Below are 16,191 nucleotides of genomic sequence, written 5' to 3' on the forward strand. Positions count from 1 at the left end.
GTGTCAGGAATTGGAAATGGGGGGGGACCGGGAACTTTAAAGCCCAGCCCGCAGCTTCAGCGCTTCCGCGCTCATGGCGGGGTTGATGGTCTCCGCCCCCTCCATGGCGATGGCGGAGGCTGCCAGACCCGCCTTGGCGGTGCCCGTCAGATCCGTGCCCGCAAGATAGGCCCAAGTGATGGCTGCCATGAAGGCATCCCCGCAGCCGGTGGTGTTCACCATCTCCGCCGGCAGGACGGGTAGGTGCACCCGCTCCCCGGAACGGTCGGCGGCGAACACGCCGTCTCCGCCTAGAGAGATGAATACCCGGTGAAGACCGGTGGCCAGCAGGGCGTCCGCGGCGGCGCGCAGGCTGGCCTCATCGGTGATGGCCACGCCGGAGAGCAGCTCCGCCTCGATGCGGTTGGGCTTGAGGGTGTGGAGCCTGCCCAGCACCGGCTGCAACTTCACCGCCTTGGCGGTGGAGACCGGGTCGGCAAAGATAGGCACCGGGCAGTTCTCTGCCAGATAGGCGATGCTCTCCGCGGGAATATTGGTGTCGATCACCAGCACCTGGCTGCCGGACAGCAGCTTCTGCCGCTGAGAGAGCAGCTGGGGTGTCAGATGGCGGTAGATGTCCATGTCACTGACCGCCAGCAGCATGTCGCCCTTCTCGTCATTGATGAAGAGATAAGTGGAGGTGTGCCCCTCCGGGATCACCGGGGATTGGGAGATGTCGATGCCCAGTTCCCCGCAGCTGGCGGCGATCTTCTGGGCGTACAGGTCGTCGCCGAAGGCGGTGACCATCCGCACGTCCAGGCCCAGAAGGCTCATGTTGTGGGCGATGTTCCGGCCCACGCCGCCCAGACTCATCCGCACCGCGCCGGGGTTGGAGTCCCGGTCCACCGGCACCTCCGACGGCCAGCCGCCGATGTCCATGTTGACGCCGCCCACCACCGTGACATAGGGCGCTGTATGGACGATGTAGCCTTTGCCGGTGATGTAGCCCTTCTTCATCAGGTTGGAGATGTGCACCGCCACGGAGGACCGGGTGATGCCGGCCTTCTCCGCCAGCTCCTGCTGGGAGATGAGAGGGTTTTCTTCGATCCAGTTCAGAATCTGCCGTTCCCGCTGGGTCATGGCGCCGCCTCCTTGTAAGCAAAAATTAAGATATATAATCTAATGCTTAGTTTATCTGTTTTTTTGAAAAAGTCAAGACCCAATTTTTAGCCGTCTGCCGTCTGTGGGACGGGGATGCCCGCTTCGCCTGCCGCAGGCACCGGACAGAGAGGTGCTGATGGGGCGGGAGTTTCATGTTCTCCCAGCGGAATGAAAATCGCGCCGGAAGTGGAACCAAACCGCCGCCTTTGCCGACTATACAGGCAGAGGAGGCGATGCTTCATGAAAAAATGGTGCCTGTTTTTGAGCCTGTATTTCTGTATCTGTCTGCTGGCAGCCTGCGCCGGAGGGGACGTCTCCGCCGGTGCGGGGGCCGATTCCGGCGGCACACCCGCGGAGGAGACCCGGACCGGAGGAGAGACGACGGAGCCCGGCCGGGTGACGGAGACCTTCCGGCTGGTGACTGTGGGGGACGGCGATGATCCGGCTTCTGTGCTGGCCGGGACGGACGGCGGGGCCGGAGCTGTGTACACCCTGGACCTCTTCAGTGTGGAAGACCTGACTATCGAGGGATACACCCAGGAGGAGATGGACCTGCTGGACTGGTCTCCCATGCCTGGCGCTCTGGTGGAGGTCACCTGGGACGGCTCCGTCATGGAGTCCTACCCCATGCGGTTCGGCACGGTGGCCTCCGTTCGCATCCTGGAGGACGGCTTTGACGATCTGTGCCGGCTGTACCTGGACGTGCTGAACGATCTCTGGGAGGTGGACCCCAGCCTGAATGATGGCATCACGGAGCTGGGGGTGGACCTGTCCGGGACCTCCCTGCCGGAAAGCGAACAGGCCGCGGTGGCCTATGCCTTCGGCTCCGCCCACGGGCTGATGGCTATGGAGGGCACCTATCAGGACTTCGTGGACAGCGGGTATATCGACGGGGAAGCACTGTTCTGGAAGGACGGCTGCCTGTTCTCCGTCAAAGAGACCCAGGATGAAAACCCGGTGACCTTTAATCTGCCCAGTTTCGGTCCTGGGGACGAGATGCCGGACTACAGTGGCGTCCGCTTTGACGCGGAGAAGTGGCGCAGCGGCCTGGGGGCCTATTTCTTCACAGACTGCACCGCTCTCCGAAATGGCGGCGGCCAGTGGGGCGATTACACCGTGGGGGCGGAGGCGATCGCCTGAAAACCGGGAAAACGCCCGTTCCCTCTTGTAAAACTATTTGAAATGGAGTACAATATCCATGATTATGCAGCCATTTCCAGCAAAAACAAGAAAACGGGTGAAGTTTATGAGCTATACGAAAATCGCGGCCATCTACGCCGACAGCGAGGCACTCTCCGGCCAGACGGTCACCGTGGGCGGCTGGGTCCGCACCATCCGGGACATGAAGACCTTCGGCTTCATCGAGCTGAACGACGGGTCCTGCTTCAAGAATCTCCAGGTGGTCATGGAGGCCGGGACGCTGGAGAACTATAAGGATATCGCCGCCCAGAACGTGGGCGCCGCCCTGATCGTCACCGGCACCGTCGTCCTGACGCCGGAGGCCAAGCAGCCCCTGGAGCTGAAGGCCGCCTCCATCGAGGTGGAGGGCACCTCCACCTCCGACTACCCCCTGCAGAAAAAGCGCCACAGCGTGGAGTTTCTGCGTACCATCCAGCACCTGCGGCCCCGGACGAACCTGTTTTCCGCCGTGTTCCGGGTGCGGAGCGTGGCGGCCTACGCCATTCATCAGTTCTTCCAGGAGCGGGGCTTCGTCTACGTCCACACCCCCATCATCACTGCCAGCGACTGTGAGGGCGCCGGCGAGATGTTCCGGGTCACCACGCTGGACCCCAAAAATCCGCCCATGACCGAGGATGGGGAGGTGGACTTCTCCCAGGACTTCTTCGGTAAACCTGCGAACCTCACCGTCTCCGGCCAGTTGAACGCGGAGAACTTCGCCATGGCCTTCGGGGACGTATATACCTTCGGCCCCACCTTCCGGGCGGAGAACTCCAACACCCAGCGCCACGCCGCCGAGTTCTGGATGATCGAGCCGGAAATGGCCTTCACAGACCTGAAGGGCGATATGGATGTGGCGGAGGCCATGATCAAGTTCGTCATCCGTCAGGTGATGGAAAAGTGCCCTCAGGAGCTGGCCTTTTTCAACAGCTTCGTGGACAAGGGCCTGCTGGAGCGGCTGGAGCACGTGGCCTCCTCTGACTTCGGCCGGGTGACCTATACCGAGGCAGTGGCGATTCTGGAGCAGCACAACGACCTGTTTGACTACAAGGTCTCCTGGGGCTGCGACCTGCAGACGGAACACGAGCGGTATCTCACCGAGCAGGTGTACAAGAAGCCGGTGTTCGTCACGGATTATCCCAAGGAGATCAAGGCGTTCTACATGCGCCTCAACGACGATGGGAAAACCGTGGCCGCGGCGGACTGCCTGGTACCCGGCATCGGCGAGATCATCGGCGGCAGCCAGCGCGAGGAGCGGCTGGAAATCCTGGAAAGCCGCATCCGGGAGCTGGGCATGAACCCCAAGGACTACTGGTGGTACTGCGACCTGCGGCGCTACGGCTCCTGCAAGCACGCGGGCTTCGGCCTGGGCTTTGAACGGCTGGTGATGTACCTCACCGGCGTCAGCAACATCCGGGACGTCCTGCCCCACCCGAGAACGGTCGGCAGTGCGGACTTTTAAAAAATAAAATCGACTCCGGCGCCCTGTCCATCTGCTTGGACAGGGCGCCGTTTTTTGCGGTTGTGGGGACGGAGGGCGGTACCCTTCTGCGCATTGCCGGCGGTCCGCTGCAACAGTTTTTCTTGAGGAGAGGCGGGGCCCTAGTGTATAGTTAGGAAAAACTCAAAAGGAGGAAAAAAATGGAAAGCGATACAATGGAACTTCTGCGCCTGATGCTGGCGCATCTGCGGCCCAGGCTTCAGGGACGGGACGAAGAGTGGCAGGCGCTGGAGCGGAAGCAGCAAGAACTGATGGCCAGCTTCCGGGAAACCCACGGCGGGGACGTGCCGCTGCTGGAGGAGGTCCTGGAGATGGAGGACGCCTGGGCTGGCGCGGGAGAACGGGCCTGCGCCGCCCACTTCTTTCTGGGGCTGCAAATGGGCCTGGACCTGGGGAAGCTGAACTATCTGCGGGAGGAATAGGCGCTGCCCCGGAGTGCGCGTGAAAGAGAGCGCCCGGACCACGTGGCCCGGGCGCTCTCTTTCAGTTAGATGAAGAACTGTGCCGGATCAGGCCAGCACCCGCACGCAGCGGTCGATGAGGGTCATGTGGACCGCTTCGCCCTCTGCGAAGCGCTTGGACAGCTGGGGGTTGTAGACCTCCACGATGATGGGCTGGTCGCCCAGCATGACCTCGTACTCCACTTTGGCACCGTAGTAAGTGGCCCGGGAGACACGGCCGGACAGGGGGCCCTCTTCCTCAGAGAGGAGAATAGACTCCGGACGAACCGCCAGGCAGCAGGGGCCGTCCTTCTGGACGCCCTCCATCTTGCCGGGGGCGGGGATGGGGAAGGTGTGGCCGCCCACTTCCACCAGGGCGTTCTCGCCGTCCATGCCGCGGAAGGTGCCGTCGATGAAGTTGGCCTTGCCGATGAAGTTGGCCACGAACCGGCTGTTGGGCTGCTCATAGATCTCTGTGGGCGTGCCCTGCTGGCAGATGACGCCGTCCTTCATGATGACCACCCGGTCGGAGATGGCCATGGCCTCGGACTGGTCATGGGTGACATAAAGGGAGGTGATGCCCAGCCGTTTCTGAAGGGCCCGGAGCTCGTCCCGCATGCTCTCCCGCAGCTTGGCGTCCAAGTTGGACAGGGGCTCGTCAAACAACAGCACGCTGGGCTCAATGACCACGGCGCGGGCCAGGGCCACCCGCTGCTGCTGTCCGCCGGAGAGCTGGTTGGGGAACCGGCGCTCCATACCGGTCAGCTGCATCAGCTCCATGACGGCGTTGGTGCGGCGGACCACCTCATCCTGGGAGACCTTGGCCACTTTCAGACCGTAGGCCACGTTCTCCCAGATGTTCAGATGGGGGAACAGAGCGTAGCTCTGGAACACCATGGAGATGCCCCGCTTGTTGGGGGGGATCTTGGCAACATCCCGCTCACCGATAAACACGCTGCCGCTGGTGGGGTACTCAAAGCCGGAGATCATCCGCAGCGTGGTGGTTTTGCCGCAGCCGGAAGGGCCCAGCAGCGTCACCATCTCGCCGTCCTGGATGTTCAGGTTGATGTGGTCCACAGCCACGAAATCCTTGCCGGTATCCGGCTGCTGGAAGATCTTGGTGATCTCTTTTAAAACCACGCCGGAGCTCTTTTTGCCCAGCGCCGACTTTTCCATCTGCTTGCTCATTTTGTTTCCTCCGTTTTCTCGTGAATGCCTGCGCCCTTGGGCACCCTGGAGCGGGGGGCCAGCAGCAGGTTGATCAATCCGTTGAAAATGCCGATAAACACCAGCAGGATTACGACCATCATGGTGACGAAGGCCGCAGCCTGGCTGTATTTTGCCTGGTCAAAGAGCGTGTAGATCTTGCTGGTGACCAGATCCCAGCGGGGAGAGACCAGGAAGATGATGGCGCTGACGGCAGTGATGGCCTTCACGAAGGAGTACACCAGGCCGGAGAAGAAGGCGTTGCGCAGCATAGGCAGGGAGATCCGGCGGAAGGAGTAGCCGCTGCCGGCACCCAGAATGGTGGAGGCCTCTTCAATGGAGTTGTCGATCTGCAGCAGCGTGGTGGTGCCGGACTCAATCGCCACCGGCATATTCCGGAACACGAACACGATCACCAGGATGGCAGCGGTGCCGGTGAGCACTAGGAAGCCGGTGTTGAAGGCCAGGATGTAGGCGATGCCCAGCACAGTGCCGGGGACGGCGAACATCAGAACAGAGGACACCTCGATAAACCGTTTGCCGTAGTAGTCCCGCTTGGCGGTGATGTAGGCGATGACCATGCCCAGCAGGCCGCCGATCAGCGCTCCGATCAGACCCAGGATAATGGAGTTCCGCAGGCTGTCCCAGCCCTGCTGCAAGGCGCGGGTGTACTGGTCCAGGGTGAGGGTGTAGTCGTAGCCCCAGGTCTTGACGAAGGAACCAAAGACCACTGTGCCGTAGAACAGGATGATGACCGCGGCCACCACCAGGCAGACAGCGAACAGGGGCCATTTGATATGGGGCTCATCGATGAGCTTGCGGGCCTGGGTGGGCTTGCCCGTGACGGTGACGAAACTCTTTTTGTTGACCCAGTATTTGTTCAGCAGATAGGCCAGCATGGTAGGCACCAGCATCAAAAGCGCCAGCACGGAGCCCTTCTGCATGTCATAGCTGCCGGTGATGGTTTGATAGACTTCCACAGATAAGGTGGTGAAATCGCCGCCGATGGTGGCGGGATTGGAGAAGTCCTCCAGAGACTGGATGAACACCAGCAGGCAGCCGGAGATGATGCCCGGCAGGGACAGCGGAAAGGTGACCGTCCAGAAGGTGTGCCACCGGCTGGCGCCCATGTTGCAGGCGGCGTCCTCCACCGATGCGTCGATGGAGGAGAGGATGCCGGAGAGGGTCATATAGGCGATGGGGAAGAAACTCAGCACCTGCACCACGATCAGGCTGCCCATGCCGTAGACGTCGTTGTCCGTGATCTTCAGCAGCCCGTTGGTAATCAGCCCCTGCCGCCCGAACAGAAAGATGATGGACAGGCACAGAATGAAGGGCGGGGACAGGATGGGCAGGGTGGCGATGGTCTTCAGAAAGCCCTTGCAGGGGACGTTTGTGCGGGTGATGGTATAGGCGAAGATGTAGCCGATGAAGGTGGCGATCACTGCCACGATCACTCCCAGCACCATGGTGCGGCCGAACGTCTTTAAATACCGGGAGGTGGAAAAGATCTCCGCCGCGGTAGCCAGGGAGAAAGTCCCGGACGCATCGGTCAGGCTGAAGAGCAGAATCTTCACCAGAGGATAGATGACGAATAAAAGCAGGAGCACGATGACCGTAAGGATCGAAATCAGCATGATGGGCTGACGCATGATCATCTTGGATTCGTTCCGCCTTTTCAGGCGGGCGGCGCTTTTGCCGCCCGAACCAGCAGCGTTTGCCATTTGGGTTCCTCCTGTTGATTTTCAAGCGTTTGGCAAGAGGACTTCCTCCCCGCCGGGGAGGAAGTCCTGCAGGCATAGAGAGAATCTTCCGGAATTACTCCAGATTTTCAGAGCTGGCGATGTTCGCCTCGAACTGCGCGACGAACTCGTCCTTGTGCTCGGCAGCCCAGACGGCATCATAGTCGATGACGGCCACGGAGTCCAGCGTCACCAGACCCTCGGCCGGAGTGGCCTGGGAGTTGGTGGGCACCCGGAAGGAATTGTTCTCGGCATACAGGTTCTGACCCTCTGCAGAGCACATGAAGTCGATGAACTTCTTGGCGTTTTCCTGCTCGTCAGCGGGACCGCCCTTGATCAGGGCCATGGCACCCACCTCATAGCCGGTGCCGTCGGTGGGGAAGGACAGCTCGATGGGATAGCCCTCGGTGGTGGGCTGCAGACCGTCGTGAGAGAAGGTCAGGGCAATGGCCGCCTCGCCCAGGGCCACGCCGTTGGGAGCGGCGGAACCGGACTTGGTGTACTGGGACATGTTCTTGTCCAGCTCCTTCAGGTAATCCCACACGGCATCCTCACCCTTCAGCTGGATCAGCGTGGCCAGAACGGTGTAGGCGGTGCCGGAGGTGGCGGGGTGGGCCATAATGATCATATCCTGATACTTGGGATCCAACAGGTCATCCCAGCTGGTGGGATAATCATACCCTTTGTCCGCGAACCAGTCCTTGTTGCAGGCGAAGGCGATGGCGCCCACATAGATGGGGTTCCACACGCCGTCGGGGTCCAGATAGTTCTCCGGGGTGTTGGACAGCTCGGGGGACTGATAGGCCTCCAGCAGGCCCTGGCTGGAGGCGGCGATGTAGTTATCGGTGGAGCCGCCGAACATCAGGGAGGCCTGGGGATTGTCCTTCTCAGCAGCCACGCGGGTCAGCATCTCACCGGCGGAGAGCCGCAGAGCGTTGACCTTGATGCCGGTGGCCTCCTCAAACGCGTTGAAGTAGTAGGCCACCTCGGCCTCGGGGAATGCCGTGTAGACGGTCAGCTCGTTGCTGCCGCTGGACTCCCCACCGTCCCCTTCGGAGGAGGTGTCACTGTTGCCGCCGCCGCAGGCGGTGAGCATTCCCAGCGTCATAGCCAGGGTAAGGAGCAGCGCGAATAGACGTTTGCTCTGTTTCATAAGAGTGTCTCCTTTTCACCAATTTTAGGTTCCGGATCCTCCGGGATTTTAGGGATATTGTAGCATCTCCGGAAAAGAGTGTCAATAATTGGTAACGTTTGCACACAGGAGAAACCCCATAAGGCAAAGACAAAAATAGAAAAAATGTATTTACATAAGAGACAAAAATGGCGGCGGCGCTGGCTTTTTCCGGAAGTTTTGTTAAAAAGCGGAAGGGGAAATTGGTGAAACTATAAAATTTATGACAGCGCTTACTTTCAAACACGTGCCCTTCAAAACCGTTTCGTATCCCCGGGACCCGGCTGGACTGAAATTGCCCAAATTTTTCTCCAGGCTTTAGGCAATCAGCCGAAGATTTCCGCCAAAGTGTGGAAGATATTGACTTCTCTTCCGGCTTGTGATAAACATAAAAGAAACAATTTGGGCGCTTTGGGTTCGTCGAAATTTGTCAAGAATGCTGAGAATGGCGCCGTTCAAACAGCTTTATTTAACCATGCAACCGTTTCCGGGAATATGCGGCAACATCTGCCGCAGAGGTGACCTGCCGAAAGAGAGGGGAGAGTTGGCGGAGCCATTCCTCCCCTTTTTATTGTTTGACTGCCCGGCGCGGGGCGGAGAGAGGAGTGTGCACAGAATGATGGAAGGACTGGCATACCTGCGGGAGATGAACGTGGCCTCCGTCCTGCTGCGCCTGACTGTGGCCATGCTCTTCGGGGGCTTCATCGGACTGGAGCGGGAGCGGAAGCGCCGGCCGGCAGGCTTCCGGACCTATATGCTGGTATGCTTGGGCGCGGCGCTGACCATGCTGCTCAGTCAGTATGAGAGCTACATGGTGACCCACGCCTGGCATGAGACCGCCATGGAGATCGGCCTGCGGACGGATGTGTCCCGCTTCGGCGCCCAGGTCATCAACGGCATCGGCTTTCTGGGTGCGGGCACCATCATCGTCACCGGCAAGCAGGAGGTGAAGGGACTGACCACGGCGGCGGGCCTTTGGGCGTCCGCCTGTATGGGTCTGGCCATCGGCGCGGGATTTTACGAGTGCGTACTTTTGGGCTTCCTGCTGATCCTGCTGACCAACCGGCTGCTGCCCTTCGTGGAGGATGCCATCATCGAAAGCGCCCGGAACATGAACATCTATGTGGAATTCCAGACGCTGGACAATCTGGGGGACATCATTGCCCGCATCAAGTCTCAGGGCGGACAGATTTACGAAGTGGATCTGGACCGGGGCCGGGAGGAGCGGTCCAAGAATCCCAGCGCGGTGTTCTCCATTCGGCTGCCCGGCAGGCACTACCACGTCCGGGTCCTGGCGGCGATCTCCGAGTTGGAGAGCGTCTACACCATTGATGAAATCTGAGGGAGGTGCGGAGATTGCTGCCGATTTTTGACGGTGTGCGGGATGTGACCGTGCTGTCCACCACGCTGCGGATGCTGCTGGCGGTGGTGTGCGGCGGTCTCATCGGGCTGGAGCGGGAGTACAAGCGCCGGCCGGCGGGGTTCCGCACCCATATCCTGATCTGCCTGGGGGCGGCCATGACGACCCTCACCAGCCAGTTCCTTTATTTGAACCTCCATTACTACACGGACATGGCCCGGCTGGGAGCCCAGGTGGTGGCGGGCATTGGCTTCATCGGCGCAGGCGCCATCATCGTCACCCGGCGCCGCCGGGTGAAGGGGCTCACTACGGCGGCGGGCCTCTGGGCGGCGGCCATTGTGGGCCTGTGCCTGGGCGGCGGGTTCTACGAGGGCGGCATCTTCGCCACGGCGCTGATTCTGGCGGCGGAGATGTTCCTGTCCAAGCTGGAGTACCGGATGCTGGACAACGCCCCGGAGGTGAACCTCTATATGGAGTACAGTAACAAGACCTGCCTGGACAATGTGCTGCGGCTGTTCCGGGATTTGAACCTGAAGGTGCTGAACATGGAGATTACCCGCTCTACGGAGACGGAGACGCACAATGCCTGCGCCCTCTTTACCCTGCGGCTGAACAAGCGGTGCCGGGTGGAGCAGCTGATCCCCAAGATGAACGCCACGGAGGGCGTGGTGTCGGTAGAGGAGTTGTAACAGCGGCGCAAGCCGGAAGAATAGGAGAGAGACTATGAAAAAAACGTATGACGTACTGGTGATCGGCCCGGTGTCCCTGGATCACAACATCGACTATCAGGGCAACGAACGCAAGGAGGTGGGCGGCGCCGTGGTGGCCTCCGGCTTTGCGGCTGCCAAAAGCGGCAACCGCACCGCCGTGTTTACCAAGCTGAATCCCGCGGATGCGGATGTGGAGGAGCGGTTCGCCGGGTCCGGTGCGGATGTGTACTGGAAGCCGTCTCAGGCCACCTGCTCCATCCGCAACCAGTATTTCACCGCCGACAAAGAAAAGCGGGCCTGCACCTCCATGGGGGTGTGCGATCCCTTTCGGTTCGATGAGCTGCCGGATATCGAGACCAAGATCTATCACTTCGCCGGCCTGGTGTACGGCGACTTCGACGGTGCCCTCTTTGCCGAGGCAGCCAGGCACGGCAAGGTGGCGGTGGATGTCCAGTGCCTGCTGCGCCATGTGGAGGCGGACAGGACCATGGCCTTCCACGACTGGGCGGAAAAGAAGCAGTACCTGCCGGTGATCGACTACCTCAAGACCGACGCGGCGGAGGCGGAGATCCTGACGGGCCTCACCGATCGGGCGGAGGCCGCCAAGCTCCTGCACAGCTGGGGCGCCAAGGAGGTCCTCATCACCCACAACACCGAGGTGCTGGCCTACGACGGGGTGACCACCTACACCTGTCCCATCAAGGCACGGAACCTCTCCGGCCGGACCGGGCGGGGCGACACCACCTTTGCCGGCTATATCACGGAGCGCCAGCGGGCCGGGGTGGAGGAGGCTCTGCGGTACTGCACGGCCCTGGTCTCCCTGAAGATGGAGACGCCGGGCCCCTTCCAGGGCACCCGACAGGATGTGCTGGATTATATCCGGGAGTTTTATTGAGAAGGCACAGGAGCCGTCCACAGACAGCGGACGGCTCCTGTACAAAAACTCCATTGACAATGGGTATTGTCCGTGATAAGGTAACAAGTGTCAATTACATAAAGGCAAACGAAGTCCCTAGAGAAACGGCGCAAGCCTGCCGAAGGAGTGAAACTCTCAGGTGTCCCGGCACGGGATGAGGACTAGGGATGGATGTGGCTCTGGAGAAGCTCAGATGAGTACCGAAGGTGCAAGGCGGGAAATCCCGCTGAATCTCTCAGGTAAAAGGACAGAGTAAAGGGCAGGCCCTTCCGCACAGCGGAGGGGGCCGGCGCTTTGTTGGGCTGGGCAGGGTCTGTCCGGCCCTTTTCGTTTGCGGACAAGGAGAGAGAAAACATGGACATGGATCTGTTGGCCGCAAAGGTCAGCGAACTGGCCGGCTTTGTGTGGAACGGCCTGCTGCTGTATCTGCTGGTGGGTACCGGCATCATCTTCACCATCCGCACCCGGTTCATCCAGGTGCGCAAATTCGGCGCCGGCTTCCGGCGGCTGTTCGGCAGCGTGAACCTCAACGGCGAGAAGGCCGGCAAGGAGGGCATGAGCTCCTTCCAGGCGGTGGCAACCTCTATCGCCGCCCAGGTGGGCACAGGCAACATCACCGGCTGCGCCACCGCCATGATCTCCGGCGGCCCCGGCGCCATCTTCTGGATGTGGCTGGCGGCCTTCTTCGGCATGGCCACCATCTACGGCGAGGCGGTGCTGGCCCAGACCTTCAAGACCAAGGACGAGACGGGGCACGTCATCGGCGGACCCGTCTACTACATCCGGCAGGCATTCAAGGGGACCTTCGGCAAGATCCTAGCGGGCTTCTTCGCGCTGGCTATCATCTTCGCCCTGGGCTTCACCGGCAACATGGTCCAGTCCAACGCCATCAGCAACGCCTTCCAGGAGGCGCTAGGCATCCCCACCTGGATCGTGGGCGTGGTGCTGGCGGTGGTGGCCGCCTTCATCTTCCTGGGCGGCGTCACCCGCATTGCCGCCGTCACGGAGAAGCTGGTGCCTGTCATGGCCTGCTTCTATCTGGTGGGCGGCCTCGTCATGCTGATTGCCAATATCACCAACCTGCCTCACGCCTTTGCCCTGATTTTTGAGGGTGCCTTCAACCCCCAGGCCATCCTGGGCGGCGCCGTGGGTATCGGCGTGCGAGAGGCCATGCGCTACGGCGTGGCCCGGGGCCTGTTCTCAAACGAGGCAGGCATGGGTTCTACCCCCCACGCCCACGCCATGGCCAAGGTGGAAAAGCCCCAGGACCAGGGCGTTGTGGCCATGGTTTGTGTGTTTATCGACACCTTTGTGGTCCTGACCATAACCGCCCTGGTGATGATTACCAGCGGCGCGCTGAACGTGGGCGACATGGCTGCCAATCCGGCGGCGGAGAACATGGCCCAGGTGGCGTTTTCCACTGTGTTCGGCAGCTTCGGCAATTTCTATGTGGCCATCTGCCTGCTGTTCTTTGCCTTCTCTACCATCATCGGCTGGTACTTCTTCGGCGAGCAGAACGTGAAGTATCTATTCGGTGTGAAGGCTGTCAAGGTCTACGCCTGCATTGCGGTGGTGTGCGTGGCCCTGGGGGCTGTGCTGGAGGCTCCCCTGGTCTGGAACCTCTCCGACCTGTTCAATGCGCTGATGGTGTTCCCCAACCTGCTGGCGCTGCTGGCCCTCAGCGGGCTGGTAGCCAAGGCGGCCAGGGGAGGGGACGCCCTGCGCAAATAAGCGCCCCGCCCAGAAAGAGACCCTCCACCCGAAGTTCCGGGCGGAGGGTCTCTTCAAGCATCCCGGGCGGGGAGGGCCGGACCGCCCTGGCCGTAGGGGAGGGTGAAGACCGGGATGCCCTCCATGGCCGGGGCGATGGCGTACATGGGATAAAAAAACGACAGACCCTCCGCCGTAAGATAGAAGTTCTGCGGGTTGAAATGGCGCCGCAGCAGCCGGCGGACGCCCTCATGGTACCGGGAGATCCCAGCCGTCTCCTGCCGCTGGATCTCCGCCTCCGCTGCCTCCATCAGCCGCCGCTTCCATCCGCTGCGGCGGGGAAAGAAGGCGGACAGAGGCACCGGATAGCCGGAGGTCAGATCCCAGGTATCCCCATGGCGCAGAAGCGTGGGGCGCCCTGAAAAGCCGCTCTCCCGGGACTGGGTATACAGGCTCCAGAGGCCGCCGTCGTTGTAGGTGACCTGATAGGTCAGCTCCGCCCGGAAGTGGGGCAGGGGCAGGCTGGCCGCCAGAGCAGCGCGGTATTCCTCCGCCGCCGCAGGCAGGAGGTACGTCTCACAATAGCGTAGGAAGGAACGGCACTGGAGCTGGTAATACCGCCGGATGCGGCGGGAGACTTTGTCCGCTGCTGGAACTGGTTCCGGCAGGGAGATGGAGGCGGAGAGCACAGGGATCTCCTCTACGGTCCATTCCCGCTCCGCGGTCATGGCCTCTGCGTGCAGCTGGGTGAGAGGTTCGTTCATAGGCGCCGCTCCTTCCGAAAAGATGCTGTTCTGCACCAGCCTATGCCCTGCCGCCGGGCGGGGTGACTGGACACGCTTTAAAGTGCAAGAAATTTTTTCTGTCCGGAGCCCTTTACTTTCACGCGGCAGAGTGTTAAAATACATCTTGGCGGCGAAGCGCCGCAAATCTGTTGGAGCCTCCCAGAAAGGGTACTGGATATGGTAAAGATCGGCAAGAAGGAAAAGAACGGCGAGCTGTACAAGGCGATTCTGCTGCTGAAGGACGAGCAGGAGTGCTATGAGTTCTTCCAGGATCTGTGTACCGTGTCGGAGCTGCGGGCCATGGAGCAGCGGTTCGAGGTAGCCTCCCTGCTGGACGACGGCATGATCTATAACGAGATCCTGGAGCGCACCGGCGCCTCCAGCGCCACCATCAGCCGGGTGAACCGGTCCCTCAGCTACGGCACCGGGGCCTACGAGAAGATTTTCGCCCGGTACAGGAAGCGGGACAAATGAGCAGTTATGACGCCCTGGCCGCCAGCTACGATGCCCTGACAGTGGATGTGGAATACCGCCGGCGGGCAGACTACCTGACGCGGCAGTTCCACAGAAGCGCCCTCCCGGTGGAGACGGTGCTGGACCTGGCCTGCGGAACCGGCACCATGGCCTGCCTGCTGGCGGAGCGGGGATACCGGATGATCGCCGTGGACGGATCCGAGGAGATGCTGACCCAGGCGGCCTGGAAGGCGGCGGCGTTGGAGCAGCCGCCGATGTTCCTGCACCAGTCCATGCCCCGCCTGCACCTGGGCATGGAGGTGGATGCGGCGATCTCCACCCTGGACGCGCTGAACTACCTCACCCGGACGGCAGACCTGCGGGAGACGCTGCGGCGGGTATACCGCTGGCTGCGGCCCGGCGGACTGTTCCTGTTCGATGTGAACACCCCCTACAAGCTCCGGCGGATGGACGGGCAGGTCTATCTGGACGAGACAGAGGACAGCTACTGCGTCTGGCGGACCTTCTACGCCCCCGGCCGGAAGATCTGCACCTATCAGGTGGACCTGTTCCGGCTGAACGCCAACGGGAGCTGGGACCGGGCCTTTGAGGAGCACCGGGAGCGGGCCTGGGGGCGGGAGGAGCTGGAGACGTATCTGACGGAGGCGGGCTTCGGCGCTGTCACCGTCACCGGCGACCTCACCAGCCGTCCACCGGCGGCGGCGGAGGACCGCTGGATTTTCCGGTGTCAAAAGCCGGTCAGACCAAGATAAAACAGGAGTTTGTACAATGAGCGATCAGTTGATCCGGGCCATCTCCAAGGATGGCCATATCAAGGCCACGGCAGTTTCCACCCGGGCGCTCACAGAGCGCGCCCGTCAGATCCACAAGGCTCTGCCTGTGGCCACGGCGGCGCTGGGCCGGACGCTGGCTGCGGTCTCCATGATGGGCAACGCCCTGAAGGAGGACGGGGCCAGCGTGACGCTGCAGATCAAGGGCGGAGGCCCGCTGGGAACGCTGCTGGCGGTGTCCGATAACCAGGGCAACGTCCGGGGAACGGTGGACAATCCTGTCGTGGACCTGCCTCTGCGGCCCGACGGCAAGCTGGATGTGGGGGCCGCTGTGGGCCATGAGGGTACGTTGACGGTGATCCGGGACCTGAACATGAAGGAGCCCTATGTGGGCAGCGTGGGCCTGTTGGGCGGCGAAATCGCGGAGGACCTAGCGGCCTATTTCGTGGAGTCCGAACAGATCCCCACGGCTTGCGGCCTGGGGGTGCTGGTAGACCGGGACCAGAGCGTGCTGGCCGCCGGCGGGTATCTGATCCAGCTGCTGCCCGGCGCCGGCGAGGATGTCATCGCCAAGGTGGAGGGCAGCCTGATGGCCGCAGGGCCGGTGACGGGACTTTTGCGGAATGATCCGGACCCGGAGGCTATGCTGCGGCACGCTCTGTCGGATTTCGACCTGGAGATCCTGGAGAGGAGCCCCATCGAGTACCGCTGCTACTGCAGCCGGGACAGGATGGAGCGGGCCCTCATCAGCCTGGGGCCGGAGGAACTTCAGGCCATGATCGACGAGCAGGGCAGCGCGGACCTCACCTGCCGCTTCTGTGACAATGTGCAGCACTTCTCCAGAGCAGATCTGGAGGCCATGGTCCGGGGGCTCCAGAAAAAAATGTAAAAAAAATTAAATTTCCAGTTGACAGACCGGGCGTCTTTGAGTATAATAACTTTTGCCGTCTGAAATGAGCGGCAATCGGGGAGCATAGCTCAGCTGGTTAGAGCACCTGCCTTACAAGCAGGGGGTCACTGGTTCGAGTCCAGTTGTTCCCACCAAAGTTATACATGGCCCGGTAGTTCAGTTGGTTAGAACGCTAGC

Annotated in this window: 15 protein-coding genes, 1 tRNA gene and 1 riboswitch; of the genes, 11 read left to right on the forward strand and 5 right to left on the reverse strand. The window is 61.4% G+C overall.

The genetic code is table 11. The features are described 5' to 3' along the window. Positions 1–36: 36 nt before the first annotated feature. Positions 37–1,119 (reverse strand): PfkB family carbohydrate kinase, encoded by a 1,083-nt coding sequence (locus tag HMPREF1546_RS10435; protein ID WP_021749056.1) that lies wholly within the window; start codon positions 1,117–1,119, stop codon positions 37–39. Between the two features lie 261 nt (positions 1,120–1,380). On the opposite strand from HMPREF1546_RS10435, the gene HMPREF1546_RS10440 reads away from it, so the two are divergent. From HMPREF1546_RS10440 to HMPREF1546_RS10450, 3 genes are all read left to right on the forward strand, one after another. Beyond that, positions 1,381–2,280, forward strand: coding sequence for a hypothetical protein (locus tag HMPREF1546_RS10440; protein WP_021749058.1), 900 nt, complete (start codon positions 1,381–1,383; stop codon positions 2,278–2,280). 106 nt (positions 2,281–2,386) lie between these two features. Next, the gene (asnS, locus tag HMPREF1546_RS10445; RefSeq protein WP_036630172.1) at positions 2,387–3,781 is read left to right on the forward strand and encodes an asparagine--tRNA ligase; all 1,395 of its coding nucleotides are present in this window, start codon (positions 2,387–2,389) and stop codon (positions 3,779–3,781) included. Positions 3,782–3,960: 179 nt separating this feature from the next. Further along, a complete protein-coding gene (locus HMPREF1546_RS10450) occupies positions 3,961–4,242 on the forward strand; it encodes a hypothetical protein (protein WP_021749060.1) in 282 nt (93 codons plus the stop codon). Positions 4,243–4,329: 87 nt separating this feature from the next. Here the strand turns inward: HMPREF1546_RS10450 and HMPREF1546_RS10455 are convergent, their stop codons facing one another. From HMPREF1546_RS10455 to HMPREF1546_RS10465, 3 genes are all read right to left on the reverse strand, one after another. Beyond that, a complete protein-coding gene (locus HMPREF1546_RS10455; RefSeq protein WP_021749061.1) occupies positions 4,330–5,448 on the reverse strand; it encodes an ABC transporter ATP-binding protein in 1,119 nt (372 codons plus the stop codon). Further along, entirely contained in the window at positions 5,445–7,190 is a 1,746-nt protein-coding gene (locus HMPREF1546_RS10460; protein WP_021749062.1) for an iron ABC transporter permease, read from the reverse strand. Before HMPREF1546_RS10460 ends, HMPREF1546_RS10455 begins: the two co-directional genes overlap by 4 nt. Positions 7,191–7,284: 94 nt before the next feature. After that, a complete protein-coding gene (locus HMPREF1546_RS10465; RefSeq protein ID WP_021749063.1) occupies positions 7,285–8,361 on the reverse strand; it encodes an ABC transporter substrate-binding protein in 1,077 nt (358 codons plus the stop codon). Between the two features lie 634 nt (positions 8,362–8,995). Between HMPREF1546_RS10465 and HMPREF1546_RS10470 the strand changes: the two genes are divergently transcribed. From HMPREF1546_RS10470 to HMPREF1546_RS10485, 4 genes are all read left to right on the forward strand, one after another. Then, a complete protein-coding gene (locus HMPREF1546_RS10470) occupies positions 8,996–9,721 on the forward strand; it encodes an MgtC/SapB family protein (RefSeq protein ID WP_025544438.1) in 726 nt (241 codons plus the stop codon). Between the two features lie 14 nt (positions 9,722–9,735). Then, a complete protein-coding gene (locus HMPREF1546_RS10475; protein ID WP_021749067.1) occupies positions 9,736–10,428 on the forward strand; it encodes an MgtC/SapB family protein in 693 nt (230 codons plus the stop codon). 34 nt (positions 10,429–10,462) lie between these two features. Further along, positions 10,463–11,344: a PfkB family carbohydrate kinase gene (locus HMPREF1546_RS10480; RefSeq protein WP_021749068.1), complete on the forward strand. Its 882-nt coding sequence runs from the start codon at positions 10,463–10,465 to the stop codon at positions 11,342–11,344. A 190-nt stretch (positions 11,345–11,534) separates the two neighbouring features. Continuing rightward, a riboswitch (glycine riboswitch) is annotated at positions 11,535–11,626 on the forward strand. Positions 11,627–11,725: 99 nt separating this feature from the next. Further along, positions 11,726–13,096: a sodium:alanine symporter family protein gene (locus HMPREF1546_RS10485; RefSeq protein WP_036630181.1), complete on the forward strand. Its 1,371-nt coding sequence runs from the start codon at positions 11,726–11,728 to the stop codon at positions 13,094–13,096. Between the two features lie 53 nt (positions 13,097–13,149). Here the strand turns inward: HMPREF1546_RS10485 and HMPREF1546_RS10490 are convergent, their stop codons facing one another. Further along, on the reverse strand, positions 13,150–13,839 hold the full coding sequence (locus HMPREF1546_RS10490; RefSeq protein ID WP_021749072.1) for a DUF3298 and DUF4163 domain-containing protein: 690 nt from the start codon (positions 13,837–13,839) through the stop codon (positions 13,150–13,152). Between the two features lie 198 nt (positions 13,840–14,037). Between HMPREF1546_RS10490 and HMPREF1546_RS10495 the strand changes: the two genes are divergently transcribed. The 4 genes from HMPREF1546_RS10495 (at position 14,038) to HMPREF1546_RS10510 (ending at position 16,148) form a co-directional block, all read left to right on the forward strand. Beyond that, positions 14,038–14,334, forward strand: coding sequence for a YerC/YecD family TrpR-related protein (locus HMPREF1546_RS10495; protein WP_021749073.1), 297 nt, complete (start codon positions 14,038–14,040; stop codon positions 14,332–14,334). Further along, positions 14,331–15,086, forward strand: coding sequence for a class I SAM-dependent methyltransferase (locus HMPREF1546_RS10500; RefSeq protein ID WP_021749074.1), 756 nt, complete (start codon positions 14,331–14,333; stop codon positions 15,084–15,086). Before HMPREF1546_RS10495 ends, HMPREF1546_RS10500 begins: the two co-directional genes overlap by 4 nt. A 16-nt stretch (positions 15,087–15,102) precedes the next feature. After that, positions 15,103–15,993, forward strand: coding sequence for an Hsp33 family molecular chaperone HslO (hslO, locus tag HMPREF1546_RS10505; protein WP_021749075.1), 891 nt, complete (start codon positions 15,103–15,105; stop codon positions 15,991–15,993). Positions 15,994–16,071: 78 nt separating this feature from the next. Next, a tRNA-Val gene (locus HMPREF1546_RS10510) sits at positions 16,072–16,148 on the forward strand. Positions 16,149–16,191 lie beyond the last annotated feature (43 nt).

Origin of the sequence: Oscillibacter sp. KLE 1745 (genome assembly GCF_000469445.2) — a bacterium.
Lineage (GTDB): Bacteria > Bacillota > Clostridia > Oscillospirales > Oscillospiraceae > Oscillibacter > Oscillibacter welbionis.

Coding starts and splice junctions, on each gene's coding strand:
- HMPREF1546_RS10490 (WP_021749072.1), bottom strand. CDS start 13,839: ATGAACGAACCTCTCACCCAGCTGCACGCAGAGGCCATGACCGCGGAG.
- HMPREF1546_RS10470 (WP_025544438.1), top strand. CDS start 8,996: ATGATGGAAGGACTGGCATACCTGCGGGAGATGAACGTGGCCTCCGTC.
- asnS (WP_036630172.1), top strand. CDS start 2,387: ATGAGCTATACGAAAATCGCGGCCATCTACGCCGACAGCGAGGCACTC.
- HMPREF1546_RS10495 (WP_021749073.1), top strand. CDS start 14,038: ATGGTAAAGATCGGCAAGAAGGAAAAGAACGGCGAGCTGTACAAGGCG.
- HMPREF1546_RS10435 (WP_021749056.1), bottom strand. CDS start 1,119: ATGACCCAGCGGGAACGGCAGATTCTGAACTGGATCGAAGAAAACCCT.
- hslO (WP_021749075.1), top strand. CDS start 15,103: ATGAGCGATCAGTTGATCCGGGCCATCTCCAAGGATGGCCATATCAAG.
- HMPREF1546_RS10465 (WP_021749063.1), bottom strand. CDS start 8,361: ATGAAACAGAGCAAACGTCTATTCGCGCTGCTCCTTACCCTGGCTATG.
- HMPREF1546_RS10485 (WP_036630181.1), top strand. CDS start 11,726: ATGGATCTGTTGGCCGCAAAGGTCAGCGAACTGGCCGGCTTTGTGTGG.
- HMPREF1546_RS10440 (WP_021749058.1), top strand. CDS start 1,381: ATGAAAAAATGGTGCCTGTTTTTGAGCCTGTATTTCTGTATCTGTCTG.
- HMPREF1546_RS10500 (WP_021749074.1), top strand. CDS start 14,331: ATGAGCAGTTATGACGCCCTGGCCGCCAGCTACGATGCCCTGACAGTG.
- HMPREF1546_RS10455 (WP_021749061.1), bottom strand. CDS start 5,448: ATGAGCAAGCAGATGGAAAAGTCGGCGCTGGGCAAAAAGAGCTCCGGC.
- HMPREF1546_RS10460 (WP_021749062.1), bottom strand. CDS start 7,190: ATGGCAAACGCTGCTGGTTCGGGCGGCAAAAGCGCCGCCCGCCTGAAA.
- HMPREF1546_RS10480 (WP_021749068.1), top strand. CDS start 10,463: ATGAAAAAAACGTATGACGTACTGGTGATCGGCCCGGTGTCCCTGGAT.
- HMPREF1546_RS10450 (WP_021749060.1), top strand. CDS start 3,961: ATGGAAAGCGATACAATGGAACTTCTGCGCCTGATGCTGGCGCATCTG.